The organism is Catellatospora sp. NPDC049609 (assembly GCF_040675365.1).
In the GTDB taxonomy this organism is placed as follows: Bacteria; Actinomycetota; Actinomycetes; order Mycobacteriales; family Micromonosporaceae; genus Catellatospora.
In genome coordinates, this window is sequence record NZ_JBFAOU010000002.1 from 37334 (window position 1) to 62018 (window position 24685).

A 24685-nucleotide genomic window follows, 5' to 3' on the forward strand; every position below is an offset into this window, starting at 1 on the left:
CCGAGTCGCGGGACCGCGCCCGCGCGCGTACGGACCTAGGATCGGCGCATGCGTCACCCCCAGCCGAACATCGCCGACGCGCGCTGGCCGGCCGACCCGGACCGGGTCGCGATCGTGCTGCCCGGCGGCGGCTACACCCCCGCCCGCCCGCTGCTGCACCTGGCCCGCAACGTGCTGTTCGGCCACGGCTGGACGGTGCAGGAGCTGTGGTGGGCGCCGCCCACCACCGACGAGGACGAGCGTGCCGCCTGGGCGCTCGCGCAGGCGACCGCGGCGGTCGAGGCCGAGTCGGCGCGCCGCGTCCTGCTGGTCGGCAAGTCCCTCGGCACCTTCGCGGCGCCGCTGGCCGCCACGCGGGACCTGCCCGCGATCTGGTTCACCCCGCTGCTGTTCCGGGCCGACGTCGTCGACGCGCTGGCCGCGGCGAGCGCCCCGACGCTGCTGCTCGGCGGCGGCGGCGACTGGAGCTGGGACCCGCGCCTGGCCGACGACCTCGGCCTGCCGTACCTCGAGCTGCCCGGCGCGGACCACGGGCTGGAACACCCGGACGACCCGGTCCGCACCGCGGAGAACCTGGTCCGCGTCACCCGGCGGGTGAACGAGTTCGCGGCTGCCCTGTGAAGGCGTCGCGATTGGTGTCACTGCTGCTCACGCTGCAGCAACGGCGGGCCGCACAGGCCGGGGAGCTGGCCGAGCTGTTCGAGGTGTCGGTGCGCACCGTCTACCGCGACGTCGCCGCGCTGCAGGCCGCGGGGGTGCCGCTGTGGACCGAGCCCGGCCGCGCCGGCGGCATCCGGCTCGTGGACGGCTGGCGCACCCGGCTGGACGGCCTCACCGGCGCCGAGGCCGCCGCGCTGTTCGCCGGGGCGGCCCCGGAGGCGCTGGCTGAGCTGGGGCTGGGCTCGGTGCTGCTCGCCGCCCAGGCGAAGGTGCTGGCCACCCTGCCCGAGGGGTTGCGCGAGCGGGCCCACACCATCGCCGGCCGGTTCCACCTGGACGCGCCCGGCTGGTTCCACCGCGGCGAGGAGCTGCCGCACCTGATGACGGTCGCCGAGGCGGTATGGGAGCAGCGGCGCATCGCCGTGCGCTACCGCCGCACCGACGCGACCGTGCGCCGCATGCTGGAGCCGTACGGGCTGGTCCTCAAGGCCGGGGTCTGGTATCTGGTGGCCCGCGTGCCGGACGCCGACGCGGTGCGCACCTACCGGCTCGCCCGGATCACCGCCGTGGAGCCCGCCGGCGAGACGTTCCAGCGGCCCGCGCAGTTCCAGCTCGCGCAGTGGTGGGCGGCGTCGGCGGCCTCGTTCGACCGGGCGCTGATCCGCGAGCGGGTGCGGCTGCGGGTCAGCCCGCGCGGGCTGCGCCACCTGCCCCACGTCACCGACCCGGCGGCGCGCGGCGAGGCGGTCCTGCACACCGGCCCGCCGGACGCCGACGGCTGGTGCGAGGTCGAGCTGGCCGTCGAGTCGCCACAGGTCGCGCTAGGCCAGCTGCTGCCGCTCGGCGCGGACGTCGAGGTGCTCGCCCCGGCCGAGCTGCGCACGGCGTTCGCCGACGTCGGGGCGGCCATCGCCGCCCGCCACGGGCGGCCCGGGATCAGCGGTGGGCCGGCCGGCGGGTGACCGCCAGCGCGAGGAGCACATACAGGGCCAGCAGGACGCCGACGGCAGCGAACGCGGTCCGCCGCGAGTCGAACGCCTCGAGGTTCGCGCAGGCGACCAGCCCGGCGACGCAACCCGGCAGCACGAACGCCGACGACGTGGGCAGCTTCATCGACCGCGCCAGCAGCGGCCCGGCCAGACCCAGCACCACCGGCGCCATCAGCACCATCGCGGCAGGGCCGGACAGCATCCCGCCGCATCCCTGCGCATCACGGCACGACTGCGGGTCCGCCGTCGCCACGAGCCCGTAGCCGACCAGCGCCGTCACGCCGACGGCGAGCACGCCCGTGGCCAGGCCGCGTACCGCCGCGGACCGCATCCGACGGACGCGACCTGCCGAGCCTATTCGCACCTCGTCGCCCACCATGAGCGCGAATTATGCTGCCCCGGCTCCCCGCCTCGCCACCCGCGCGCCTTCAGCCCGCCCGGTCCAGATAGGCGCGTACGGCCTCGTCGAAGGCGCCGGGCGGCAGTGCCCAGCCGCCGTCGCGCGGCTCGCCGAGCGCGGCGAGCACGGGCGGGACCGCCTCGATCCAGCCGAACGCGCCGCGCCCGCGTTGGCTTCGCGCCCGCAGCTCCCGCCCGGCCTCGGTGAGCGCGTACCGGCCCGCGTCGGCGGTCATGAGTCCGGCGTGCGTGAGCCGGTTCACGGCCTGCGTGAACTCGGCTTCCAGCAGCACCGCGTGATTGATCATGTCGGCGTGTCCGACCACCTCGGCCAGCCCGGCGCCGTCACCCGGGCCGGGCAGGGCGGCGAAGACCCAGGCGTCGCCACTCGTCCACCGCTCGCTCACGGCGCCAGCCTAGGACTCCGCCGCCGCCGCGGTCAGCGGTAGCCGGTCGGGTCCACCGGACCGTCCTCGGCCGTGCCGTGCTCGGCGAAGTAGCGCCAGATGTCGGGCACCGAACCGTCCACGTCGGTCAGGCCGTACTCCTGGGCAAGTTGCGTGCTCGACAGCGACCGGCCGGTGAAGCGGGCCCGGTCGGGATCGGACGCCAGCGCCGCCACCCCCCGGCCCAGGTACGTCGGCGTCTCGGACAGGATGAAGTGCGGAGCCTTCGCGGCGCCCTCGCGCCAGTTCTCCTCGGTGATCCCGAAATGGTCCAGCATGAACTCCGAGCGCAGAAAACCGGGCGTCACCACGACCGCGCTGCCGCCGAACGGTTTGAGCTCGGCGGACTGGGCCAGCGCGATCCGGGACACCGACGTCTTGGTGAGGTCGTAGAAGAAGGAGTCGCGGTAGTTCCGGTTGAACTCGTCGGTGCCGTCGGTGACCTCGACCACCAGACCGCCCGGGTTGCGGATCAGCAGCGGCAGCGCGGCGTGGCTGGTGATGATGTGGGTATGCAGGCCGAGCCGCATCATGCGCAGCCCGCCCTCCAGCGAGTGCTCCCACAGCGGCTTGCCCCACTCGACATGGCCTTCGCCGCCCCACACGTCGTTGACCAGGACGTCCAGCCGGCCGTGGGCGGCGTCGATCCGGGCGACTAGCGCGGCGACCTCGGCGGGTTCGAGGTGGTCGACGCGGACCGCGACGCCGGTGCCCCCGGCCGCGGTGACCAGGTCGGCGGTGTCCTCGATGGTCTCCGGCCGGTTCATCTCCGAGCGCTGCTCGCGGGTGGTGCGCCCGGTGACGTAGACGGTGGCCCCGGCCCGGCCGAGCTCGACCGCGATGGCCCGCCCGCAACCGCGGGTCGCCCCCGCCACCAGGGCGATCTTTCCGTGGAGTGTCTGCTGCATGGGTCCATCGTCACCGGGAACCTTGACAACTTCGGTCAGGTTTTACGCCCGCCTGTCGGACGAGGCCGGGTCCGGGCAACCGTCGGGGCGACACGCCTGGGCGCGCGGGGCGTGTATTGGGGGCATACGTGCGCGTGGCGCCACGGCGTGAGCTAGCGTCGGCTCCATGCCTATTCGCACCGCATCAGCCCGCTGGCAGGGCACGCTCACCGAGGGTTCCGGCACCATCGCGACCGGAAAGGGTGGTCTGCAGGGCAACTACTCGTTCAAGTCGCGTTTCGAGGAGGGTGAGGGCACCAACCCGGAGGAGCTCATCGCCGCCGCGCACGCCGGCTGCTTCTCCATGGCGTTCTCCAAGCAGCTCTCGGACGCGGGCTACCCGCCCACCGCCGTGGTGACCAACGCGAACGTCCACCTGGACAAGACCGACGCCGGCATGACGGTGACCCGCATCGACCTGGTCACGACCGGCAACGTGCCGGGCATCGACGAGGCCGAGTTCCAGAAGCTGGCGGAGGCGGCCAAGGCCGGCTGCCCGATCTCCCGCCTGCTCTCCCCCGGCGCCGACATCACCCTCGACGCCACCCTGGCAGCGTAGCCAGACCCGCTCCACCGTCGAAGATCGCTGTCTCGTGTCGAAATCTGCGCTCCAAGCGCAGATCAAGGCACAAGACAGCGATCTTCGCGTATCCGCCTCCGGCGCGGACCTCACCGAGGGGCGGACCCGGCGTGGGCGGCGCGCGGGTCAGGCTGGGCGGCTGGCCACGGTGAGCAGGTGGGAGCTGGCGCCCCACAGGTGTGGCTCACCCTCCACCGCGCGCAGCAGCGCCATCGCCTGCGCGGTGCGCTCCCCGTCGGCCAGGATCTGCGCCAGGTCCGGCATCATCCACAGCGGACCCTCGATGGCGGCGCGGCGCTCCAGCGTCAGGCCCGCCTCCTCGACCTCGCCGGGCAGCTCGTCCGGGCGGTGGAAGTAGGCGGTGGTGAACCAGCGCCCGTCCCCGGAGAGGTTGCGGTGCACCCCCGTGGCGAGCGTGGTGGTGAGGATCGCGGCGAACCCGGGGTCCCGCACGAAGCCCTTGGCGTACCCGTCCAGCAGCGACGTGTACCGGTTGATCGTCGCGGCGAGCACCAGACCGCCGGGGCGCACCACGCGGGCCGCCTCGCGCCAGGCGGTGACCCGGTCGGCCCGGTCGACCAGGTGGTACAGCGGACCGAACAGCAGCACCACGTCCCGGCTCGCGTCCGGCTCGGCCAGCGCGCGGGCGTCGCCGGCGGCCGCGGTCACCCCCGGCAGCGCGGCGGACGCCGCGACGTGCTCCGGCATCGGGTCGACGACGTGCACCTCGTGCCCGGCGGCGGCCAGCGGTCCGGCGTACACCCCGGTCGCCCCGCCGACGTCGAGGATGGACAGCGGCCCGGCGGGCAGGATCCGGCCGAGCAGGTCCCAGGTGCGCAGGAACTCCCAGCGCCCGTGGCCCGCGTCGAGGCGGGTGGCCTCACCGCCCCGCTGGTAGTACTGCGCGATCTCCGATTGCATGGCGCAGATCCTGCTCGGCCCGCTCAGGCCCCGGCAACCGCGTTTCCGGCGGTGAGCCCGGCCTGGAGCAGCGCGATGTCGGCGCGGTCCTTATCCCGGCGGGGCATGCCGGGCACCCATACCGGCATCATCTTTTTGATCTCGAGCTGCGCCGCCGGGCTGATCACGGCGCAGGTCAGATCGCCGAGGCGGCCGGGCGGGGCGGCGAGCATGCCGTCGGGCCAGGGCGCGCCCGCGTACGGCCCGGCGGGCACCACGACCCGGCCCGCCGCGTCCTGCCCGAGCAGGGCCACGCCGAGGTCGACGCCGTCGCGCAGGAAGTCGCGCTGCAGGTCGGGCGGGTTGTCGCCGTACGCGACGAAGCCGAGCCCGGCCAGCACGTCAGCCAGCCGGTCGGCGTCGGCGGCCCAGCAGAACCAGTCCACATCGAGGTGCGGGCGGGTGACCCGGCCGAGGAAGAAGTCCATCGCCCAGCCGCCGCGCAGCCACACCGGGATGCCCTCGCGGCGGGTGACCTGCTCGATCTCGGCGATGGCCCGCAGCTGGGCATCCTGACCGGCGCTCATCGCACCAGCGTAGGCGCCCTCCATCGGGTAGTGTGCGCCGCGTGATCGGACCGGGGACGCACGCGATGGTGCCGCCGACGCTGGCGGTGGTCGCCTCGATCGGCGACCTGCCGGAGGGCCGGGCCTGGCTGGACTCGCTGCCCGCGCTGCTCGGCGAGCTGCGCGAGGCCTGGTCGCTGCGGCTGGGCGCGCCGTGGACCGGCGGCACGTGCTCCTGGGTCGCCCCCGCCGAGCTGCCGGACGGCCGGCCCGCGGTGCTGAAGATCAGCTGGCCGCACCGGGAGATGCTGGGCGAGGCCGACGCGCTGCGGCTGTGGCACGGGCACGGCGCGGCAGAGCTGTACGCCCACGACCGCTCGCGGCACGCGCTGCTGCTCGAACGCGCCGAGCCGGGCACCACGCTGGCCGACGCCGCGCTGCCCGCCGAGGAGCGGCTCACCGTCGCGGCGGGCCTGCTCCGGCGGCTGTGGGCGGCGCCCGTGCCGGATCCGGCGCTGTTCGAGCGGGTGGGCGACGTGACCGCGGACTGGGCGGACTTGGTCGAGGAGCGGATGGCGCGGCTGCGGCCCGGGTTCGACCCCGGCCTCGTCGCGCACGGCGCGCGGCTGCTGCGCGAGCTGCCGCGTACGGCGTCGCGCCAGGTGGTGGTGCACGGTGACATCAACCCGGGCAACATCCTGGCCGCGCGGCGGGAGCCGTGGCTGGTGATCGACGCGAAGCCGATGTACGGCGACCCCGGCTACGACCCGTGGCCGCTGCTGGAGCAGGTCGACGACCCGTTCGCGTACGCCGATCCGGTCGCGGTGCTGCGGCGCAGGGTGGCCCTGGTCGGCGCGGTGCTGGGCGAGGACCCGGCCCGCCTGGCCGCGTGGGCGGCGGCCCGGCGCGTGGAGGCGGCGGTGTGGTGGGTCTCGCGCGGCAACCCGCCCGACGACCACGCCATCGCCCAGGCCGCCGCCTTCGCCACCGTCGCCGGTCTGTGACGACGAGATCAGGGAGTGTCGGCGATGCGCTGCTGCTTCAGCTGGGGGACCAGGCGGGCCGCCGTCTGGTAGTCGGCGTCTTCGTGCAGCACGGTGAGTTTCAGCCGGATCGCCGTGGCCGCCACGAGGTAGTCCGCAACGGACAACCCTTGATGTGCGCTGTGTCTGGCCAGCTCCTGGCGGATGGACCCCACGATGTCCCACGCGTCGTCCGGGACCGGCACCCAGGGGTACGCGGCCCGCAAGCCTTCCTCGACCCGCGCGTACGCCTTGGCGTCGGCGATGGCGAGGGTCTCCGTCAGGACAGGATCACAGATCGCGACCAGCCCTCTGGTGACCTGGTCGTGCCAGCGCTCGTCGACCTGCCGACGCACGATACGCACGAGCGCGCTGGTGTCGATCAGGTACTTCACTGATCGAGCTCTTCCAGCCGGTCGAAGTCGAAGCCACCCTCGGCCGCGACCGCCTGCAGATCGGCCAGTGCGCGCTGACGACGCGCGCGGCTCTCCTCGACGGCGAACCGCAGCGCCGAGTTGACGGTGTCCTTCTTCGTCGTGGTGCCGAGAGCCACCGTCGCCTCCTCGAGCAGGTCATCGTCGACGTCCAGCAACGTCTTGGCCATAGCACACCTCCGCAGCGACGGGATATACAAGTCTATCGAGGATATCCCGCACGGGACAAGCTAGGCGGTTTCGAGGAAGGCTCCGGCGGCGCGGGCGGCGCGTTCGGGGTCGCCGGCGCGGATGGCCTCGACGAGGTCGTCGTGCTCGACGTACTTGTCGGGGGTGAGGGTCTCGCCGATCTGCTGGCTGAGGCTGGCCCGCATGGCGCCGCCGAAGGACGCGTAGAGCTCGGCCAGCATCGCGTTGTGCGCGGCGGCGACGATCGCGACGTGCAGGTCGGCGTCGGCGGCGACGAACGCGGCGGCGTCACCGGCGCGCCACAGCTGCTCGCGCCGGGCCAGCAGCTGGTCGAGGGCGGCCAGGTCGGCGGGGGTGCGCCGCACCGCGGCCAGGCGGGCCGCCTCCACCTCGAAGGCGCGGCGGACCTCGATCGCCTCGGCGATCTCGGCGGCGGCCAGGCGCCGGGCGACGACGCCGGTGAGCTCGTGGGTGGCGGTGACGTAGGTGCCCGAGCCCTGGCGGCATTCGAGCACGCCCGCATGGACCAGGGCGCGCACCGCCTCGCGGACCGTGTTGCGGCCCACGCCGAGGGCCGCGACCAGGTCGGGTTCGGTCGGGATGCGGCTGCCGACGGGCCACTCCCCGGTGGCGATCTGCGTACGCAGCTGCTCGATCACCTGGGGGACGAGGCCCTGCCGCGACGGGGTGCGCAGTGTCATTGCTTACATCTCCGGTCCGAAATTCATCCCATGATTCTACGATCGGAGGTATGCCGCCGCCAGTTGCCGCCGCCGAGGCGCCGCCCATCGTGTCGACGATGATCGCATCCCGCACCGCCGCGCCCGCCGCGGCAGTGCCCGTCCGGCGCACAACGATGCTGATCATGGCCGGTATCCTGCTCGTCGCCCTCAATCTCCGGGCCGCCATCACCAGCCTCGGCGCGCTGCTCGACGAGGTGAGCACCGGGCTGCACCTGTCCGGCACCGTGGCGGGCATCGTCACCACCCTGCCCGCGCTCGCCTTCGCCGCGTTCGGCGCGCTCACCCCGTGGCTGACCCGGCGGCTGCCGGCCGCCCGCATCCTCGTCGGCGCGATGGCACTGCTCGCCGTGGGCCAGCTGCTGCGGGCGCTGAGCGGCTCGGCGTGGACATTCCTGCTCACCAGCGCGATCGCCCTGGCCGGCATCGCCATCGCGAACGTGCTGCTGCCGGTGCTGGTCAAGGAGCACTTCCCGCACCGGCCCGGCCTGATGACCGGCGTCTACAGCATGACCCTCATCCTCGGCACCACGACGGCCTCGGCCGCCTCGGTGCCGGTCGCGCACGCCTTCGGCGACTGGCGGGCCGGGCTCGGCGTGTGGGCGCTGCTGGCCGCCGTGGCGGTGCTGCCATGGCTGGGCGCGGCGCTGCGGCGGGTGCCCGCCTCGGCGCGGGACGCCGCCGCGCGGCCGCGCATCCGCCCCGGCCGCACCCGGCTGGGCTGGGCGATGGCGCTCTACTTCGGCGCGCAGTCGCTCAGCGGGTACGCCACCATGGGCTGGCTGGCGCAGATGTTCCGCGACGCGGCGTTCACCCCCACCGACGCCGGGCTGCTGCTGGCCGGGGTCACCGCGGTGGGCGTGCCGTTCGCGCTGCTCATGCCGACCCTGGCCGGGCGGCTGCGCGACCTGCGCCCGCTGGTGCTGATCATGTCCGCCGCGATGATCGCCTCGTATTTCGGCCTCGCGCTGGCCCCGCACGGCGGCGCGCTGGCCTGGGTGGCCCTGCTCGCGCTCGGGCAGGCGGCGTTCCCGCTCGCGCTGGCGATGATCGGGATGCGGGCGCGGACGGGCGAGGGCGTGGTGGCGCTGTCGGCATTCGCGCAGAGCACCGGTTACCTGATCGCCGCGCTCGGGCCGCTGCTGGTCGGCGTGCTCTACGAGGCGACCGGCGGCTGGACGCTGCCGCTGGGCTTCCTGATCGTCGCCGCGGTCGTGCAGGCCGTCGCCGGGCTGGCCGCCGCCCGCCCGCGCCACATCGAGGACGAGCACGGCGCCGCACCCGACCCGCTGCCGCGGCACGGCGCCGCGAGCACCGGCCGGTTCCGGCATGCGGACCGCTCGCGGCGGCCCGCCATGACAGCCGTCACAAAGCCGCCTGCGCCGCTGCGCGAAGTGGTTGGGTAAGGACCGTGACCGCCGCGCCACCTCACCGCCGTACCACCCTGATCCTGGTCCTGGGCAGCATGTCCGCCTTCGGCGCGCTGTCGTTCGACATGTACCTGCCGGCCTTTCCCACCATCGCCGCCGACCTGCGCGTCTCGCCGGCCGCCGTGCAGCTCACGCTGACCGTCGCGCTGATCGGCATCGCGCTCGGCCAGTTCGTGATGGGACCGCTGTCGGACAAGTGGGGCCGGCGCACCCCGATCATCGGCGGCACCGTGCTGTTCACCGTCTCCTCGGCGCTGATCACGATCGCCCCGAACATCGAGACCATGACCGCGCTGCGGCTGGTGCAGGGCTTCGCGGGCGGCATCGGCATCGCCATCTCCCGCGCGGTGGTGCGCGACCTCTACGCCGGGGCCGAGGCGTCGCGCTTCTTCTCCCGGCTCACCCTGGTCTTCGGCGTCGCCCCGGTGGTCGCGCCCACCATCGGCGCGGCGGTGCTGACGTTCACCAGCTGGCGCGGCGTGTTCGCGCTGCTCGCCCTGTACGGCCTGGTCATGGTGGCGGTCGGCGGGCGCTTCCTGCCCGAGACGCTGCCGGTCGAGCGCCGCCGCACCGGCGGGCTGGCCGAGGTCGGGCGCGGGTTCAAGGTGCTCGCCGCCGACCGGCGGTTCTGGGGTTACACCGCCGCGCAGGGCCTCACCTTCGCCGGGCTGTTCGCCTACCTGTCCAGCGGCTCGTTCGTGCTGCAGGAGGGGTACGGCGTCTCCCCGCAGACGTACGGCCTGATCTTCGGGCTGAACGCGCTCGGGCTGGTCGCCGTCGGGCAGCTCAACGCGCGGCTGGTTGGCCGGCGCGGCACGCCCCGCGGGCTGCTGTTCGCCGCGCTGGCGGGGGCCGTGGCGGCGGGCATCCTCATGATCGGCGGGGCCGGGCTGCACAGCCTCACCATCGTGGTGGCGATGCTGTTCGTGTACATCGCCAGCCTCGGCATGGTCGCCCCGAACAGCACCGCGCTGGCGCTCGACGGCCACGCGCAGATGGCGGGCACGGCCGCCGCCCTGATGGGCGCGGTGCAGTCGGCGATCGGCGCGGTCGCCGGGCCGATCGTGGCCGCGCTCGGCGCGTCCAGCGGGGTGCCGATGGCGTCGGCGATGTTCGGCTTCGCCGCGCTGTCGATCCTGGCCGCCACCACGCTCACCCGCCCCGCGCAGCCGAAACTCGCTTGAGCGAGGAAGCCGGCCGGGCCACCATGCACGGCGTGAACTCCCTGGCCGACCTGCTCCGCGACCGCCGCTACCTCGCCTTCTGGCTCGGCCAGGTGACCAGCGTGGTCGGCAACGCGCTGTCGCTGGTGGCGCTGCCCGCGCTGATCCTGCCCGCACGCGGGCCCGCGGCGTTCGCGCTGGTGCTGGCCGCCGAGGCGGTCGCCGGGGTGCTGCTCCTGCTGGCCGGTGGCGTCGTCGCCGACCGGTACTCGCGCAGCACGGTCATGGCCGTCGCGGACGTGCTGCGCATGGTGGGCGTGGCCGGGCTGCTGGCCTTCGGCGCGTACGGCCCGCTCTGGCTCCCGATGACCGCGGCCTGCCTGGTCGGCATCGGCGGCGCGCTCTACGAACCCGCGCACCGGGCCGCCCTGCCGCAGCTGGTCGCCGAGCCGCTGCGCCAGCGGGCCAACGCACTGGACTCCGCGACCAAACGCTTCGGCGCGGCGGGCGGCGCGCTGGCCGGCGCGGCACTGGTCGTCGCGGTCGGGCCACGGGGCGCGCTGCTGATCGACCTGGCCACCTTCGCGGTCAGCCTGGCCACCCTGGCCTGGCTGCGGCTGCCCCCGATCGGCGGGGACGCGCCGACGCCGGGCGTGCGCGCGCTGCTGGACGAGGCCCGCCAGGGCGTACGCGAGGTGCGCCACCGCCCGTGGGCGCTGGTCATCATGCTGCAGGGCACGGTCCAGGTGTTCTTCCTGTTCGGCCCGAACTACGCGCTGATGCCCATCGTCAGCCTGGACCGGTACGGCCCCGCCGGCTACGGCTGGCTGAGCGCGGCCGCCTCGGTCGGCATGGTCCTCGGCTCCGCCGTGGCCGGCCGGATCAGCTCCCGACGCCCCGGGCTGTGGGCGATGAACGTGCTGCTGCCCTGCGCGCTGCTGCCGCTCTGCCTCGCGGTGCCGGTGCCGCTGCCGCTGTGGTGCGCGGCGCAGGTGCTGGCCTGGGGCGGCATCGGCGTGTTCTTCGTGCTGTGGTTCACCGCGCTGCAGTCGGAGTTCCCGGCCGAGGTGCAGGGCCGGGTGTTCTCGCTGGAGTCCATCGGCAACTTCGCGCTGCAGCCGATCGCGATCGCCGCGGCGCCGATGATCGCGCTGACCGTCGGGCTGCCGCTGTTCGGCGCGGTCGCGGTCGTCGTGCTGCTGATCTCGACGTACGCGGTGTTCGCCGTGCCCGGCACGGTCGCCCTGCGCTCGCCGGCCCGCCGAGACGGCGACCGGGCACCGGCCGTGCCTGCGTCGGCCCCGCCCGCGTCGGCCCCGCCCGCGTCGGCCCCGCCCGCGTCGGCGCCGGCCGCGTCGGCTTCGGTGCCGGAAGCGGCGTCGGCCGCGTAGGCGATCCGGCCGCGCCGCCGTCACGGCGACTTGACAAACGACACACGCGCGAGACAATGGGAGCGCTTCCATCTTCCGGCGTCGATTCGGTCGGCGCCATCCCTCCGGTGTGGACCGGGGCCCGGCGCCGCACGCACGCCGGGCCCCGAGGGCTTTCCCGGGCCACCGGCGCGCGCTGATCCCACGGCGGTAACCTGCGAGCATGGCCGAGGCTGCCCGCAGGACGCTGTACCGCCCGATGACCTCGCGCTCGCCGGACGAGCCGCACCGCGCCGCGACCCCGCTGGAGCTGTTCTTCGACCTGTGTTTCGTGGTCGCGGTCGCCCAGGCCGCGGCGGGCCTGCACCACGCCGTCACCGAGGCCCACCTCGGCCAGGGCGTGCTCGGCTTCCTGATGGTGTTCTTCGCCATCTGGTGGGCCTGGATGAACTTCAGCTGGTTCGCCTCGGCCTACGACAACGACGACGTGGCGTACCGGCTGACCACCATGGTCCAGATCGCGGGCGCGCTGGTGCTGGCCGCGGGCGTGCCGCGGGCTTTCGAGCACGGCGACTACCGGCTCATCACGCTCGGGTACGTGGTGATGCGGCTGGCCATGGTCACCCAGTGGCTGCGGGTGGCCCGGCAGGATCCGCCCCGCCGGGTCACGGCGCTGCGCTTCGCCGCCGGCATCACGCTCGTGCAGGTCGGCTGGGTGGTGCGGCTGCTGCTGCCCGCGCCGTGGGACTTCCGGTTCTTCTTCGTGCTGGTCGCGTGCGAGCTGCTGGTGCCGCTGTGGGCCGAGCGCACCGCGCCCACCCGCTGGCACCCGCACCACATCGCCGAGCGGTACAGCCTGTTCACCCTGATCGTGCTCGGCGAGTCGGTGCTGGCGGCGACGCTGGCCGTGGAGTCGGCGCTGGAGACCGGCCAGCTCGCCCCGCTGGTGTGGCTGGCCGCCGCCGGGCTGGTCATCGTGTTCGGCATGTGGTGGCTGTACTTCGAGCGCCCCGCGCACGACCTGCTCACCTCGTTCCGGGCGGCGTTCCGCTGGGGGTACGGGCACTACTTCATCCTCGCCGCGGCGGCGGCCGTCGGGGCGGGGCTGGCCGCGGCGGCCGACTTCCACAGCCACACCTCCCACGTGTCCGGCGTGACCGCCGCCTACGCCGTCGCCGTGCCCGTCGCGGTGTACCTGGTCAGCCTGTTCCTGCTGCAGATCTGCCCGCACTACCGCGGGCTGGTCGTGTACGCGTTCCCCGTCGTGGTCGTCCTGGTGCTGCTCGCCCCGCTCGGCCCGGCGCCGATCCAGGTGATCGCCCTGCTCACCGCGGCCCTCACGACCCTGGTCGTGGTCGTGGGGCGGCTTCCCGCCGCGAATCCCCGGTTGTCCGCTGCCCACCCGCGGCCGGACGCGACCGGGTCACCGCCGACCCGGTGATCGGGCCCGCAGCCCGGCCCGGCTCGACCGCGCCCGGCCGGCCCTGATCCGTCTGAACCACCCTCGCGCGCGACTTTGCTCTGCACACAAATACGCACCCGCGACTGGGTGCGTATTTGTGTGCAGAGCAAAGTCGGCCGGGCGGCACCGGACCGCGGCGGCCGCGGGCGTGGCACGCGGGCGCCGATCAGTGCGGGGACCAGCGGAAGTCGGGTCGGCGGCGGTGCACGAAGGCGGCGATGCCCTCGGCCGCCTCGCCGGACTCGACCATCTGGCGGTGCCAATAGGACACCCGCGTGTCGTCGTGGTGGCCGTCGCCGGCCATCATCACGATCTCCTTCGCCGCGACCTGGGTCAGCTGCGAGCGCTGCGCGAGCGTGGCCGCGAACGCGGTGACCCGGTCGGCCAGCCCGTCCGCCGGGTGCAGCTCGTCGACCAGCCCGATGCGCAGCGCGCGGTCGGCGCCGATCAGCTCCGCCGAGTAGAGCAGGTGCTTGGCGGCGCTCGGGCCGATCAGCGCGACCAGCCGCCGGGTCGTCGGTGCCGGGTACACGATGCCCAGGCGGGCCGGGGTGACCCCGAACCGGCTGCCCTCGGCCGCGAAGCGCAGGTCGCAGGCGACCGCGAGCTGGCAGCCGCCGCCCACGCAGTCGCCCTCGATCCAGGCCAGGGTCGGTTTGGGAAAGCGGGCCAGCCGCTCCTCGGCCAGCACGGCCAGGCTGCGGTCGCCCTCGGCGATGAGCCGGTCCACCTCGGTGATGTCCGCGCCCGCGCAGAACGTGCCGCCCGCGCCGGTCAACACCAGCACCCGGACCGACGGGTCGCCGGCGAGGCCGTCGAGCAGCTCGGGCAGCCGCGCCCACATGTCGTTGGTCATCGCGTTGCGCCGGGCCGGGTTGGCGATGCGGATCGTCGCCACGTGCCCGGAGATCTCCAGCTCCAGACGGGGCGGGGCGAGCTGCTCGGTCACGGGGTGGGCCTTTCTGCGGTACGGCGGCAGGGCTGCATCGTGCCACAATGCCGGACATGGCCGAGCGGAGATCGCCGAAGGTGCTGTCACTCGCGTGGGGCGAGATCGAGGTCGAGGACATCGGCCCGGTCAAGGACGCGATGCTGTTCCCGGGCGGGGGCGGTGAGTGGGACTGGCGCGTCACCGGCACCCGGCACTCCCCCGGCATCCAGCCCGCCGACGTGGCGCCGCTGCTCGCGGCGGGCGCGACCACGGTGGTGCTGTCCCGCGGGCAGCAGCTGGTGCTGGAGGTCATGCCGGAGACCGAGGCGCTGCTGGCCGAGCACGGCGTCGACGTCCACATCGCCGAGACCCGGGAGGCGATCCGGGTCTACAACCTGCTCGCCGACGCCGGCGTCAGCGTGGGCGCCCTGCTCCACTCGACCTGCTGACACCGCAGGGCGAAACCGCCGCTTCCCGTCGTTCACAGGCCGGCGCGCCCGCCGGGCAGGTGGAACCGCCGCGGGCGCTACAGCTAGCCCATGAACACCCGGTCCAGCCAGCCGTCGATCAGGTCGCGGTCGCCGTGGACGTGCACCTGGTCGCGGTCCAGCGGCAGCCGGCGATAGAGGATGAGCAGCAGCTCGGTCAGCGGGCCCTGCACCGCCACAGTGCCCTTCGCGTGGCCCGGCCGCCAGGTCACGCCGTCGGCGCCGAGCTCGATCAGCCACTCGGCCTCGACGTCGCCGGTCGTGTCGGTGGCGTGCAGGTGGATGCTGCGCGGCGGCCCGTAGAGCTCCGGCAGGCGCGGGAACACCCGCTCGTTGGCGCGCACGTCGGTGGCCAGTTCGAGGAACTCGTCCACGGCGTCGGCGGCCAGGTCCGGCGCGACGGTGTAGCCCGCGCCCGTGGTCAGCGACGCGTCGGCGCGGTGCAGCAGGATGTCGCAGGCGGCCCGCCGGGCCCAGAAGGTCAGCGAGTCGGGCAGGCCGAAGATCTCGACCTGCGCGCCGGGGTCGCGCCCGCGCAGGGTGTGCGCGTACGCGTCGGCGCCCGCCTGCATCCAGGCGGTCAGCGTGTCCGGGTCGTCGGTGTCGGGCACCCCGGCCCGGGTGCGGTCACCGAGGGCGGGCCTGGGGCCGGGCTCGCCGCGCACGGCGGCGTCGGTCATGTGCACGTTGCCGCCGACGTGGCGGACCAGATCGGCCAGCGTCCAGTCGGGGCAGGTCGGCACCTTCGCGGACAGGTCGTCGCCGGGCAGCACCTCGCGCAGCAGCGCGGTCTGGGCGGACACCTCGTCGCAGTAGCGGTCGTAGCTCAGCCGTGGCATGTGTCCAACGTAGCCGGAGCCGACCGCCGGGGCTCGCGGGTACGCGGTGGGCGGAGTTCGCCCACCGCGTACCCGCTATATGTCAGACCTTGCGAATGTTGCTGGCCTGCGGGCCCTTCTGGCCCTGCGTGATCTCGAACTCGACCCGCTGGTTCTCCTCGAGGCTCCGGTAGCCGTTGGACTGGATGGCGGAGAAGTGCGCGAACACGTCCGCTCCGCCGCCGTCCGGGGTGATGAAGCCGAAGCCCTTTTCCGCGTTGAACCACTTCACGGTGCCGACAGCCATGTCAGATACTCCTTGGTGAGGCTGTGCGAGCCCACTGGCGTGGGACTCTTTCGCCTCCCGCACCGCACCAAATGCGGACAGCGCCCGGTCTCTTCTCGGGCGCTTCGTCTGGTATGCGGGAGGTCGAGGTTATAACGCGGGGAATCTAACACGCACCCCCGACCGAAACCGCTGATCGGACGACGTGTCATGCCCGCGTGTCTCGAATCGACAGCGGGAGATCGGTAAATCTTTACCGTGAAGAATCTTCCTGCGAAACTTTCCGACACAGCGCCGGGTGCGGCGCGACGACGACGGGAGGCGCCGTGCGAGCCAGGCAGATCTTGGTGACACTGCTGGTCACGGCCACATTGGCCGCGACGGGATGCGGCCGGCCGGAGCCCGCCGCCCCTGACGATACCGCGCTGTCCGCGGCACCGACCGCATCCGACGGCTGCCCGCTCGGCGCAGCGCCCAAGCGGGCCCTGCGCGGGCTGTGGATCGCGTCCGTGCTCAACATCAACTGGCCCTCGGCGACCGGCCTGACCGTCGCCCAGCAGAAGTCCGAGCTGCGCTCGCTGCTCGACCAGGCGGTCGGGCTGCGCTTCAACGCCGTGTTCGTGCAGGTGCGGCCGACCGCCGACGCGTTCTGGCCGTCGCCGTACGAGCCGTGGTCGCAGTACCTCACCGGCGCCCAGGGCGCCGATCCCGGCTACGACCCGCTCGGCTTCGCGGTCGCCGAGGCGCACGCCCGCAACCTGGAGTTCCACGCCTGGTTCAACCCGTTCCGGGTGTCCATGCAGCCCGACGTCAACCAGCTGACGGCCACCCACCCGGCCCGCACCCACCCGGGCTGGATCGAGACGTACGACGGCCGGCTCTACTACAACCCCGGCGTGCCCGCCGCCCGGCAGCACTCCGTCGACGCGATCATGGACGCGGTCACCCGGTACGACCTGGACGGCGTGCACTTCGACGACTACTTCTACCCGTACCCGGTGTCCGGGCAGACGTTCGACGACGCCGCCGAGTTCACCGCGTACGGCGCGGGCCGGACGCTGGCCGACTGGCGGCGCGCCAACGTGGACACCTTCGTGCAGACCGTCTCCTCCCGCATCGAGCAGGTCAAGCCGCACGTCCGGTTCGGGATCTCGCCGTTCGGCATCTGGCGCAACCAGGGCACCGACCCGCTCGGCTCGGCCACCACCGGATTGCAGTCCTACGACGCGATCTACGCCGACACCCGCCGGTGGGTCAAGCAGGAGTGGATCGACTACATCGCGCCGCAGATCTACTGGTCGATCGGGTTCCCCGCGGCCGCGTACGACGTGCTGGTGCCGTGGTGGGCGCAGGTGGTCGCCGGGACGCGGGTGCAGCTGTACATCGGGCAGGCGGCGTACAAGATCGGCACGACGACCGACCCGAACTGGAACGACGCCGCCGAGATGCCCGACCACCTGCTGCTCAACCGGCAGCACCCGGAGGTCGCGGGCGACGTCTACTACTCCATCGAGGAGCTGCTGGCCAACCCGCTCGGCCTCGCCGACCGGCTGCGGACCGACTTCCACGCCCACCCCGCGCTCGTGCCGGTGTCGGCGATGGCCGCGGCCAGCGCGCCCGCCGCGCCGGGCACCGTCACGGCGAGCCGGGTCAGCGGCGGCATCAGGCTGGACTGGAGCGCCGGCGGCGGCACGGCGCCCACGTACTACGCGGTGTACCGGGCCGACGGCGCCGGGTGCGGGGTCGAGGCCGCGCGCAACCTGCTGGGCACCGTACGCGGCACCAGCTTCACCGACCCCGCGCCGCCGCCGGTCGGGCAGGTCACGTACTACGTGACCGCGCTGGACCGGACCCATCGCGAGAGCGGACCGCGCGGGGTGACGGTGCGCTGAAGACTCAGTCAACTCTCGGTCACCGAGTGGACGGCGCCTCCACAACGGACGTAGCCTTCGCCCTTGGCCCGGCGCACCTGCCGGGCTTCGAGAAGGGAGTTTTCCATGCTGGGACTCGAGGCGAAGCTGTCGAAGGCGTGGGAGGGCAAGAGCGCCCAGGACATCGCCGACGCGCCGGTGACCGCGATCCAGGGTGTCTCCGAGAGCGACGCGGAGCAGCTGTTCAAGGCGTTCGGCATCAAGACCGTGCGTGACCTGGGCACCAACAAGTACTTCCGCTGGGCCCAGTCGATCGCCAACCTGGCCGACTGAGTCCACGCGGGCACCACTTTTGCATAGACGTTGGCCTATCCGGATGAGTTCGATCACCGATTCCTCATCCAGATAGGCCAACGTCGTTGTGTGAGCGGGCCGGCCAAGCCCACGGGCTCAGTCGAGTGCGGCGATCGGGGCGTCGGCGGTGGGCACCTCCGCGGGGAGATCCACGGTGCGGCGCGGGCCGGTGAACCACTTGCGCGCCGAGACCAGCCACCACACCCCGACCAGCAGCAGCACCGCCCCCACCGCGATCGGCGCGTAGTTGACCGCCGACCAGTCGAACCCGTCGCTGAACGGCACCCCGGCGGGCACGGTCGGCATGACGAAGTACAGCGAGATCACGATGATCTCGAGGGAGGCGATCCTGCCCAGGATCTTGTAGCGCCTGCCCAGCGTCCACGGGCCGGGCTGGAAGCTGTCGCCCGCCTTCAGGCGCAGCAGGATCGGGATGAGGAAGGCCAGGTAGAGGCCGATCACCGCGACCGAGACCACGGCGTAGAAGGCGATCGGGGCGCCGTTGCGCTGGTAGAGGGCGGGCAGCGTGAGCAGGCCGCCCGCGACGCAGCCGGCGAGCACCGCCCAGACGGGGGTGCCGTTGCGGTCCAGCCGGGTCCACAGCCGCCAGCCGGGCACGGCGCCGTCACGGCTGAACGCGTACATCATCCGGGACATGCTGGTCACGCAGCTCATGCCGCAGAAGAACTGGCCGACCGTGGAGATGATGATCACGGCTTTGAAGAAGCCGGACGACAAGGCGCCCTGCAGCAGCACCCCGACGAAGCCGTAGCCGCCGGTCACCGCGTCCGGGTCCTGCACGGCGAACAGGAACGCCAGCAACAGGATCCAGCCGCCGATCGCGGAGTAGAAGATGGACCGCCACAGCGCCTTGGCGGCGTTGAGCGCGGCCCCGCGGGTCTCCTCGGCCACGTGCGCGCAGGCGTCGAACCCGGTGATCGTGTACTGCGTCAGCAGGCCGCCCAGGGGCAGCACGTACAGCCAGAAGCCCAGGCCGGAGGTGCCGCCGTCGAGGAAGCCGTTGGCGTTGATCGTCTCGCCGAAGACGAACGACGGGCTCTGGTGCGTGTCCGGCACGAGGACCAGGATCGCCACGATGACCGCGGCGCCGAAGACGTGCCACCAGACGGAGACGTCCTGCAGCCGGTTGATGATCCGGGCGCCGAAGACGTTGATCACGGCATGCAGCGCGAGGATGACCAGGAACAGGTAGAAGGCCTGCTGGAAGGTGCCCGCCCAGCCGGGCACGGTGTTGGCCAGCACCAGGTTGAGGAAGGTGGCGCAGCCGTAGTCGACCGACGCGGTGACCGCGATCAGGCCGATCAGGTTGAACCAGCCGGTGAACCAGCCGTGCACCGGCTTGCCGAGCTTCGCCGCCCACCAGTAGATGCCGCCCGCCGTCGGGTACGCCGAGACCAGCTCGGACAGGCACAGCCCGATGATCAGGATGAACGCCGAGATGATCGGCCAGCCCCAGGAGATGGCGATCGGGCCGCCGTTCATCCAGGCCTGGCCGAACGTGGTGAAGCAGCCGGCCAGGATGGAGATGATCGAGAACGAGATGGCGAAGTTGGAGAAGCCGCTCCAACCGCGGTGCAGCTCCTGCTTGTAGCCGAGCTCGGCGAGCCGTGCGGCGTCGGTGTCGATGGTCTGCGCGGGTTCCGTCATGGTGCCCCTCCTGGCGCTCGACGATGCCCGAGTGTCGACCGTCATAGCGACATATGGCAATACTCCGTTGCGCCGAGCCGCGACACACCGCGTCCACCGGCCCGCCTCCACGTCGGCAGGTACGCGTTGACGCGGCGTGCTAGTCATATGACAGATCGTGAATGGACGGAGCCGGAGGGCAGCATGGTCGCCGAATGGATCACCGCGTTGGCCGCCAGCATCGCGGGCGGCCTGGTCAGCGCCGCGACCACGGACGCCTGGCAGAGCTCACGCGACCGCCTCGCGCGCCTGCTCGGGCGGGGTGACACGCGGCGCGAGGCGCAGTTCGGCGCCCGGCTCGACACGACCGCGGCCGAGATCGCCCGCGCCCCGCAGGCGGAGCTGGAGACGACCCGGTCCGCGCAGGCCGCGATCTGGCGCGCGCGGCTGACGGACGTCCTGGAGGACGAGCCGACGCTGCGCGAGGAGTTCGAGGCCCTGTCGTCGCAGCTGCGCGCCGCCGTCGCCGCGGCCCGGCCGAACGTCGAGAGCCACCACAACGCGGTGCAGGTCAACGGGGACAACGCGCTCGCCGTCGGCTCCATGTCGCACAGCACGCTCACCGACAACCGCGGCAAGTACCGCATCGGCAACATCCACTTCGGCAACGGCGGGCTGACCGTGCTGATCCTGCTCGCCGTGCTGCTGCTGGGCGGCGGCACGGCCGGGGTGATCCATGCCGTGTCCGCCGGCATGGACCTGGACGAGGTGGCGGGCCGGTGGACGTACCAGACCGAGGCGTCCGGCATCCGCACCGACACCACCCTGGACGTGACGGTGCCGCAGTTCGTGCTGGCGATGGACATCTACCAGCAGGCGGCGTCCGGCGAGCGGACCGGCATCCACGTCGAGTGCATGGGCGAGGTCACCGAGGGCGACGGTGAGGCGATCTTCCACGTGCACTTCCGCGCGCACCAGCCGATCGGCGCCGCGGCGAAGAACCTGACCTCCGAGTGCCCTGACTGGTTCAGCGGCGTGCCCGACGACGCGGGCACGCGGCTGTCGCTGTCCTCACCGAGCGGCCAGCCCATCGTGTTCCAGCGCGCCGGCCGGGCCTAGACGGCGCCGACGATGATCAGGTTGTAGTACTCAATGATCTTGTAGCCTATCCAGCCCGCGATGGCCAGCGCCACCAGCCACGCGATCAGCGCGTACGTCTTCGGGAAGCGCTTGGAGAACCGGGGCCGTTCGCGCAGCCACCGCCGCACGCCGCCCCACCAGAACCGGCGGTCGAGCCACTGGGTGATCTTCCAGTGCAGCGTCGTCCGGTGGGCCGGGGCGTCTTTTCGCATCCACTCCGGCAGCTGGGAGCGCGACTCCTCCGTCATGGCGGCTGATTCTCCGCCATCCACCCGCCGCTCGCTGCCCCCAACCTGCTGACCTGCGGCTCTGCCGGGCGGGCGCGGGCCGCTCTCCGATTTCGGAGAGATTATCGTTGTTTATCCGGCACGTCGGATCGTAACGGGGCACTCTGCCTGGTTATCTGGGATCCCGGCGTAACAGCCCGCAGGAGGTGCCGCATGTCCGTGATCCGCGCCGCCCTGGTCCAGACGTCCTGGACCGGCGACAAGGAATCCATGATCAAGGCGCACGAGGAGTACGCGCGCCAGGCCGCAGCGCAGGGCGCCCAGGCAATCTGCTTCCAGGAGCTGTTCTACGGCCCCTACTTCTGCCAGGTGCAGGACGCGCAGTACTACGCCTACGCGGAGTCGATCCCGGGCCCGACCACCGAGCGGTTCCAGGCCCTGGCCCGCGAGCTGGGCATGGTCATGGTGCTGCCGATGTACGAGCAGGAGCAGCCCGGCGTCCTCTACAACACCGCCGCGGTGGTCGACGCCGACGGCCGCTACCTCGGTAAGTACCGCAAGACGCACATCCCGCAGCTGCGGGGGTTCTGGGAGAAGTTCTACTTCCGCCCCGGCAACCTCGGCTACCCCGTGTTCGACACGGCGGTGGGCAGGGTCGGCGTCTACATCTGCTACGACCGGCACTTCCCCGAGGGCTGGCGCGCGCTCGGGCTCAACGGCGCGCAGCTGGTGTTCAACCCGTCGGCGACCAGCCGCGGGCTCTCGTCGCACCTGTGGCAGCTGGAGCAGCCCGCCTCGGCGGTGGCCAACGAGTACTTCGTCGGCGCGATCAACCGGGTCGGCATCGAGGACCTGGGCGACGACGACTTCTACGGCACGTCGTACTTCGTCGACCCGGAGGGCCGGTTCGTGGGCGACACCGGCGACCCGCACCAGCCCGAGCTGATCGTCCGCGACCTGGACCTGGCGCTGCTCGCCGCGGTGCGCGACCGGTGGGCCTTCTACCGCGACCGCCGCCCCGACGCCTACGCCCCGCTGACCCAGGCCTAGGAGGCGCGGCGTGTATCTGCTGATCAAGGGCGGGACCGTGGTCTCGGCTACCGGCGCCCACCCGGCCGACGTGCTCGTCGAGGGCGAGCGCATCGCCGGCCTGTACGCGCCCGGGAGCACCCCGGACGTCGAGGGCGCCCAGGTGGTCGACGCGACCGGCAAGTACGTCATCCCGGGCGCCGTGGACGTGCACACGCACATGGAGCTGCCGTTCGGCGGCACCAGCGCCAGCGACACGTTCGAGACCGGCACCCGGGCGGCGGCGTTCGGCGGCACCACCACGATCGTGGACTTCGCCGTGCAGCGCACCGGCGAGCGGGTGCCCGACGGCCTGGCGGCCTGGCACGCCAAGGCCGACGGCAACTGCCACGTCGACTACGGCTTCCACATGATCATGGGTGGGGTCGACGACGAGTCGCTCAAGGCCATGGACTCCCTCGTCGACTCCGAGGGCGTGACCAGCTTCAAGCTGTTCATGGCGTACCCGGGCGTGTTCTACAGCGACGACGGGCAGATCCTGCGCGCGATGCAGAAGGCCCGCGAGAACGGCTCCGTGATCATGATGCACGCGGAGAACGGCATCGCGATCGACGTGCTGATCGGCCAGGCCCTGGCCCGCGGCGAGACCGACCCGGTCAACCACGGCCTGACCCGGCCCGCCGAGCTGGAGGCCGAGGCCACCCGGCGGGCGATCTCGCTGGCCCAGGTGGCCGGGGACACCCCGCTCTACATCGTGCACCTGTCCGCCTCGCAGGCCCTGGAGGCGGTCGCCGCCGCCCGCGACACCGGCCGCAACGTCTTCGCCGAGACCTGCCCGCAGTACCTCTACCTCACCCTGGAGGACCAGCTCGGCGCGCCCGGTTTCGAGGGCGCCAAGTGGGTCTGCTCCACGCCGCTGCGCTCCCGGCACGAGCCGCACCGACGCGACCTGTGGCGCGGCCTGCGCACCAACGACCTGGCCGTGGTCTCCACCGACCACTGCCCGTTCTGCTTCAAGGAGCAGAAGGAGCTGGGCCTGGGCGACTTCTCGAAGATCCCCAACGGCATCGGCGGCGTCGAGCACCGCGTCGACCTGCTCTACCAGGGCGTCGTCGACGGCAAGCTGTCCCTGTCCCGCTGGGTGGAGACGCTGGCCACCACCCCGGCCCGCATGTTCGGCCTCTACCCCCGCAAGGGCGTGCTCGCCCCCGGCTCCGACGCCGACATCGTCGTCTACGACCCGCACGGCCGCACCACCATCAGCGTGCGCACGCACCACATGAACATGGACCACTCCGCCTACGAGGGCTACGAGATCGCGGGCCGGGTCGACACGGTGATCTCCCACGGCGCCGTGCTGGTGTCCGGCGGCGAGTTCCACGGCCGTAAGGGCCACGGCCGATACCTGCGCCGCGGCCTGTCCACCTACCTGCTCTAGAAGGAAGGGCACCTTCTTCACCGTATGCGTATAGGAAGGGCACCTTCCTAACCTCACCCCCGCCGTTCGTCGCCGCCGCCTGAAAGGAAGCAAGCACGTGGACATCGGGGTCGTGTTCCAGCTGGATCCGCCGGCGCGGCGGGTGGTGGAGCTGTCGCAGCGGGCCGAGCGGTACGGGTTCAGCCACGTCTGGTCGTTCGACTCGCACCTGCTGTGGCAGGAGCCGTACGTCATCTACAGCGCCATCCTGGCCGCCACCGAGAAGGTGATCGTCGGGCCGATGGTGACCAACCCCGGCACCCGGGACGTCACCGTCACCGCCAGCACCTTCGCCACCCTGAACGAGCTCTACGGCGACCGCACCGTCTGCGGCATCGGCCGCGGCGACTCGGCCCGGCGCACCCTGGGCCTGCCGCCGGTGAGCATCGCCGACCTGCGCGAGGCGGTCGGGGTGATCCGGGCGCTGGCCAACGGGCGGGAGGCCGCCTATCGCGGCGTCGAGCTGCAGTTCCCGTGGGTCAAGGAGTCGGCGCTGGAGGTGTGGGTCGCCGCGTACGGCCCCAAGGCCATCCAGCTGACCGGCCAGGTCGGCGACGGCTTCATCCTGCAGCTCGCCGACCTCGACATCACCGCCTGGATGATCAAGCACGTGCGGCAGGCCGCCGAGCAGGCCGGGCGCGACCCGGGCGCGGTCAAGATCTGCGTGGCGGCGCCCGCGTACGTCGGCGACGACCTGGCCCACCAGCGCGACCAGACGCGCTGGTTCGGCGGCATGGTCGGCAACCATATCGCCGACATCGTGGCCCGCTACGGCGACCACGGCGCGGTGCCGCACGAGCTGGCCGAGTACATCAAGGGCCGCAAGGGCTACGACTACGCCGAGCACGGCCGCGCCGACAACGCGCACACCGCGTTCGTCACCGACGAGATCGTGGACCGGTTCTGCGTGCTCGGCCCCGCGCAGGCGCACATCGACAAGCTCACCCGCCTGCGCGAGCTCGGCGTCGACCAGTTCGCGGTGTACCTCCAGCACGACGACATGGAGCACACGCTGGCGGCGTACGGCGAGACGATCATCCCGGCCGTCCGGGCGCTTGGCTGACGGCGCTGCCGCACCACGACGTGGCCCGCGAGCCGGGCGGTGACGCCCGCCCGGCTC

General features: G+C 72.7%; 27 protein-coding genes and 1 pseudogene. 15 read left to right on the plus strand and 13 right to left on the minus strand.

The window, feature by feature from the left end:
• The first annotated feature begins 48 nt into the window (after positions 1–48).
• Positions 49–621, plus strand: a complete 573-nt coding sequence (locus AB0J67_RS00795; RefSeq protein ID WP_363474792.1) for an alpha/beta hydrolase — start codon at positions 49–51, stop codon at positions 619–621.
• A gap of 14 nt (positions 622–635) precedes the next feature.
• Positions 636–1622, plus strand: a complete 987-nt coding sequence (locus AB0J67_RS00800; protein WP_363474794.1) for a WYL domain-containing protein — start codon at positions 636–638, stop codon at positions 1620–1622.
• Here the strand turns inward: AB0J67_RS00800 and AB0J67_RS00805 are convergent.
• The 3 genes from AB0J67_RS00805 to AB0J67_RS00815 all read right to left on the minus strand — a co-directional run bounded on the left by AB0J67_RS00805 (position 1597) and on the right by AB0J67_RS00815 (position 3402).
• Positions 1597–1980, minus strand: a complete 384-nt coding sequence (locus AB0J67_RS00805; RefSeq protein WP_363474796.1) for a hypothetical protein — start codon at positions 1978–1980, stop codon at positions 1597–1599. The genes AB0J67_RS00800 and AB0J67_RS00805 overlap by 26 nt on opposite strands.
• Positions 1981–2077: 97 nt before the next feature.
• Positions 2078–2455 carry a hypothetical protein gene (locus tag AB0J67_RS00810; protein ID WP_363474798.1) on the minus strand — a complete coding sequence of 126 codons (378 nt, stop codon included), beginning with the start codon at positions 2453–2455 and terminating at the stop codon, positions 2078–2080.
• Positions 2456–2487: 32 nt separating this feature from the next.
• Entirely contained in the window at positions 2488–3402 is a 915-nt protein-coding gene (locus tag AB0J67_RS00815; protein ID WP_363474800.1) for an SDR family oxidoreductase, read from the minus strand.
• Between the two features lie 166 nt (positions 3403–3568).
• On the opposite strand from AB0J67_RS00815, the gene AB0J67_RS00820 reads away from it, so the two are divergent.
• On the plus strand, positions 3569–4000 hold the full coding sequence (locus AB0J67_RS00820) for an OsmC family protein (protein WP_363474802.1): 432 nt from the start codon (positions 3569–3571) through the stop codon (positions 3998–4000).
• A 147-nt stretch (positions 4001–4147) separates the two neighbouring features.
• On the opposite strand, the gene AB0J67_RS00825 is transcribed toward AB0J67_RS00820, so the two are convergent.
• Together AB0J67_RS00825 and AB0J67_RS00830 are read right to left on the minus strand one after the other, a co-directional pair.
• Positions 4148–4942 (minus strand): class I SAM-dependent methyltransferase, encoded by a 795-nt coding sequence (locus AB0J67_RS00825; protein ID WP_363474804.1) that lies wholly within the window; start codon positions 4940–4942, stop codon positions 4148–4150.
• A 23-nt stretch (positions 4943–4965) separates the two neighbouring features.
• Complete coding sequence (locus tag AB0J67_RS00830; protein ID WP_363474806.1) at positions 4966–5508, minus strand: aminoglycoside adenylyltransferase; 543 nt, start codon at positions 5506–5508, stop codon at positions 4966–4968.
• Between the two features lie 41 nt (positions 5509–5549).
• Here AB0J67_RS00830 and AB0J67_RS00835 point away from each other — a divergent pair, with 41 nt between their 5' ends.
• Entirely contained in the window at positions 5550–6491 is a 942-nt protein-coding gene (locus AB0J67_RS00835) for an aminoglycoside phosphotransferase family protein (RefSeq protein WP_363474808.1), read from the plus strand.
• 8 nt (positions 6492–6499) lie between these two features.
• Here AB0J67_RS00835 and AB0J67_RS00840 read toward each other — a convergent pair whose 3' ends face one another.
• The 3 genes from AB0J67_RS00840 to AB0J67_RS00850 are packed head-to-tail and all read right to left on the minus strand — an operon-like array spanning position 6500 to position 7833.
• Positions 6500–6904 (minus strand): PIN domain-containing protein, encoded by a 405-nt coding sequence (locus tag AB0J67_RS00840; protein ID WP_363474810.1) that lies wholly within the window; start codon positions 6902–6904, stop codon positions 6500–6502.
• A complete protein-coding gene (locus tag AB0J67_RS00845) occupies positions 6901–7113 on the minus strand; it encodes a type II toxin-antitoxin system VapB family antitoxin (RefSeq protein WP_363474812.1) in 213 nt (70 codons plus the stop codon). The genes AB0J67_RS00840 and AB0J67_RS00845 overlap by 4 nt, the downstream gene beginning before the upstream one ends.
• 60 nt (positions 7114–7173) lie before the next feature.
• Positions 7174–7833, minus strand: coding sequence for an FCD domain-containing protein (locus AB0J67_RS00850; RefSeq protein ID WP_363474814.1), 660 nt, complete (start codon positions 7831–7833; stop codon positions 7174–7176).
• A 98-nt stretch (positions 7834–7931) separates the two neighbouring features.
• Between AB0J67_RS00850 and AB0J67_RS00855 the strand changes: the two are divergent.
• The 4 genes and pseudogenes from AB0J67_RS00855 to AB0J67_RS00870 form a co-directional block, all read left to right on the plus strand.
• Positions 7932–9146: pseudogene (locus AB0J67_RS00855) on the plus strand (MFS transporter); the annotation flags it as partial.
• Between the two features lie 137 nt (positions 9147–9283).
• Positions 9284–10486 (plus strand): Bcr/CflA family multidrug efflux MFS transporter, encoded by a 1203-nt coding sequence (locus tag AB0J67_RS00860; protein WP_363474816.1) that lies wholly within the window; start codon positions 9284–9286, stop codon positions 10484–10486.
• A 32-nt stretch (positions 10487–10518) separates the two neighbouring features.
• A complete protein-coding gene (locus AB0J67_RS00865) occupies positions 10519–11856 on the plus strand; it encodes an MFS transporter (RefSeq protein WP_363474818.1) in 1338 nt (445 codons plus the stop codon).
• A 202-nt stretch (positions 11857–12058) separates the two neighbouring features.
• A complete protein-coding gene (locus AB0J67_RS00870; protein WP_363474820.1) occupies positions 12059–13276 on the plus strand; it encodes a low temperature requirement protein A in 1218 nt (405 codons plus the stop codon).
• A gap of 187 nt (positions 13277–13463) precedes the next feature.
• Here the strand turns inward: AB0J67_RS00870 and AB0J67_RS00875 are convergent, their stop codons facing one another.
• Positions 13464–14246, minus strand: coding sequence for an enoyl-CoA hydratase/isomerase family protein (locus tag AB0J67_RS00875; protein ID WP_363474822.1), 783 nt, complete (start codon positions 14244–14246; stop codon positions 13464–13466).
• A 56-nt stretch (positions 14247–14302) separates the two neighbouring features.
• Here AB0J67_RS00875 and AB0J67_RS00880 point away from each other — a divergent pair, with 56 nt between their 5' ends.
• Positions 14303–14677 carry an MTH938/NDUFAF3 family protein gene (locus AB0J67_RS00880; RefSeq protein WP_363474824.1) on the plus strand — a complete coding sequence of 125 codons (375 nt, stop codon included), beginning with the start codon at positions 14303–14305 and terminating at the stop codon, positions 14675–14677.
• Between the two features lie 83 nt (positions 14678–14760).
• On the opposite strand, the gene AB0J67_RS00885 is transcribed toward AB0J67_RS00880, so the two are convergent.
• The gene (locus AB0J67_RS00885; protein WP_363474826.1) at positions 14761–15555 is read right to left on the minus strand and encodes a maleylpyruvate isomerase family mycothiol-dependent enzyme; all 795 of its coding nucleotides are present in this window, start codon (positions 15553–15555) and stop codon (positions 14761–14763) included.
• An 82-nt stretch (positions 15556–15637) separates the two neighbouring features.
• Positions 15638–15841, minus strand: coding sequence for a cold-shock protein (locus tag AB0J67_RS00890; protein WP_363474828.1), 204 nt, complete (start codon positions 15839–15841; stop codon positions 15638–15640).
• Positions 15842–16167: 326 nt separating this feature from the next.
• Between AB0J67_RS00890 and AB0J67_RS00895 the strand changes: the two genes are divergently transcribed.
• Entirely contained in the window at positions 16168–17712 is a 1545-nt protein-coding gene (locus AB0J67_RS00895) for a family 10 glycosylhydrolase (RefSeq protein WP_363474830.1), read from the plus strand.
• Positions 17713–17817: 105 nt separating this feature from the next.
• Positions 17818–18024, plus strand: a complete 207-nt coding sequence (locus AB0J67_RS00900) for a hypothetical protein (protein ID WP_363474832.1) — start codon at positions 17818–17820, stop codon at positions 18022–18024.
• 117 nt (positions 18025–18141) lie between these two features.
• Here the strand turns inward: AB0J67_RS00900 and AB0J67_RS00905 are convergent, their stop codons facing one another.
• Entirely contained in the window at positions 18142–19713 is a 1572-nt protein-coding gene (locus tag AB0J67_RS00905) for an amino acid permease (RefSeq protein ID WP_363474834.1), read from the minus strand.
• A gap of 147 nt (positions 19714–19860) precedes the next feature.
• Here AB0J67_RS00905 and AB0J67_RS00910 point away from each other — a divergent pair, with 147 nt between their 5' ends.
• Positions 19861–20811, plus strand: a complete 951-nt coding sequence (locus tag AB0J67_RS00910; protein ID WP_363474836.1) for a hypothetical protein — start codon at positions 19861–19863, stop codon at positions 20809–20811.
• Here AB0J67_RS00910 and AB0J67_RS00915 read toward each other — a convergent pair.
• Complete coding sequence (locus AB0J67_RS00915; RefSeq protein WP_363474838.1) at positions 20808–21080, minus strand: hypothetical protein; 273 nt, start codon at positions 21078–21080, stop codon at positions 20808–20810. The genes AB0J67_RS00910 and AB0J67_RS00915 overlap by 4 nt on opposite strands.
• A gap of 192 nt (positions 21081–21272) precedes the next feature.
• Between AB0J67_RS00915 and AB0J67_RS00920 the strand changes: the two genes are divergently transcribed.
• The 3 genes from AB0J67_RS00920 to AB0J67_RS00930 all read left to right on the plus strand — a co-directional run bounded on the left by AB0J67_RS00920 (position 21273) and on the right by AB0J67_RS00930 (position 24628).
• Positions 21273–22109 carry a nitrilase-related carbon-nitrogen hydrolase gene (locus tag AB0J67_RS00920; RefSeq protein WP_363474840.1) on the plus strand — a complete coding sequence of 279 codons (837 nt, stop codon included), beginning with the start codon at positions 21273–21275 and terminating at the stop codon, positions 22107–22109.
• A 10-nt stretch (positions 22110–22119) separates the two neighbouring features.
• Entirely contained in the window at positions 22120–23526 is a 1407-nt protein-coding gene (hydA, locus tag AB0J67_RS00925; protein ID WP_363474842.1) for a dihydropyrimidinase, read from the plus strand.
• A 97-nt stretch (positions 23527–23623) separates the two neighbouring features.
• Positions 23624–24628: a TIGR03842 family LLM class F420-dependent oxidoreductase gene (locus tag AB0J67_RS00930; protein WP_363474844.1), complete on the plus strand. Its 1005-nt coding sequence runs from the start codon at positions 23624–23626 to the stop codon at positions 24626–24628.
• The last annotated feature ends 57 nt before the right edge of the window (positions 24629–24685 follow it).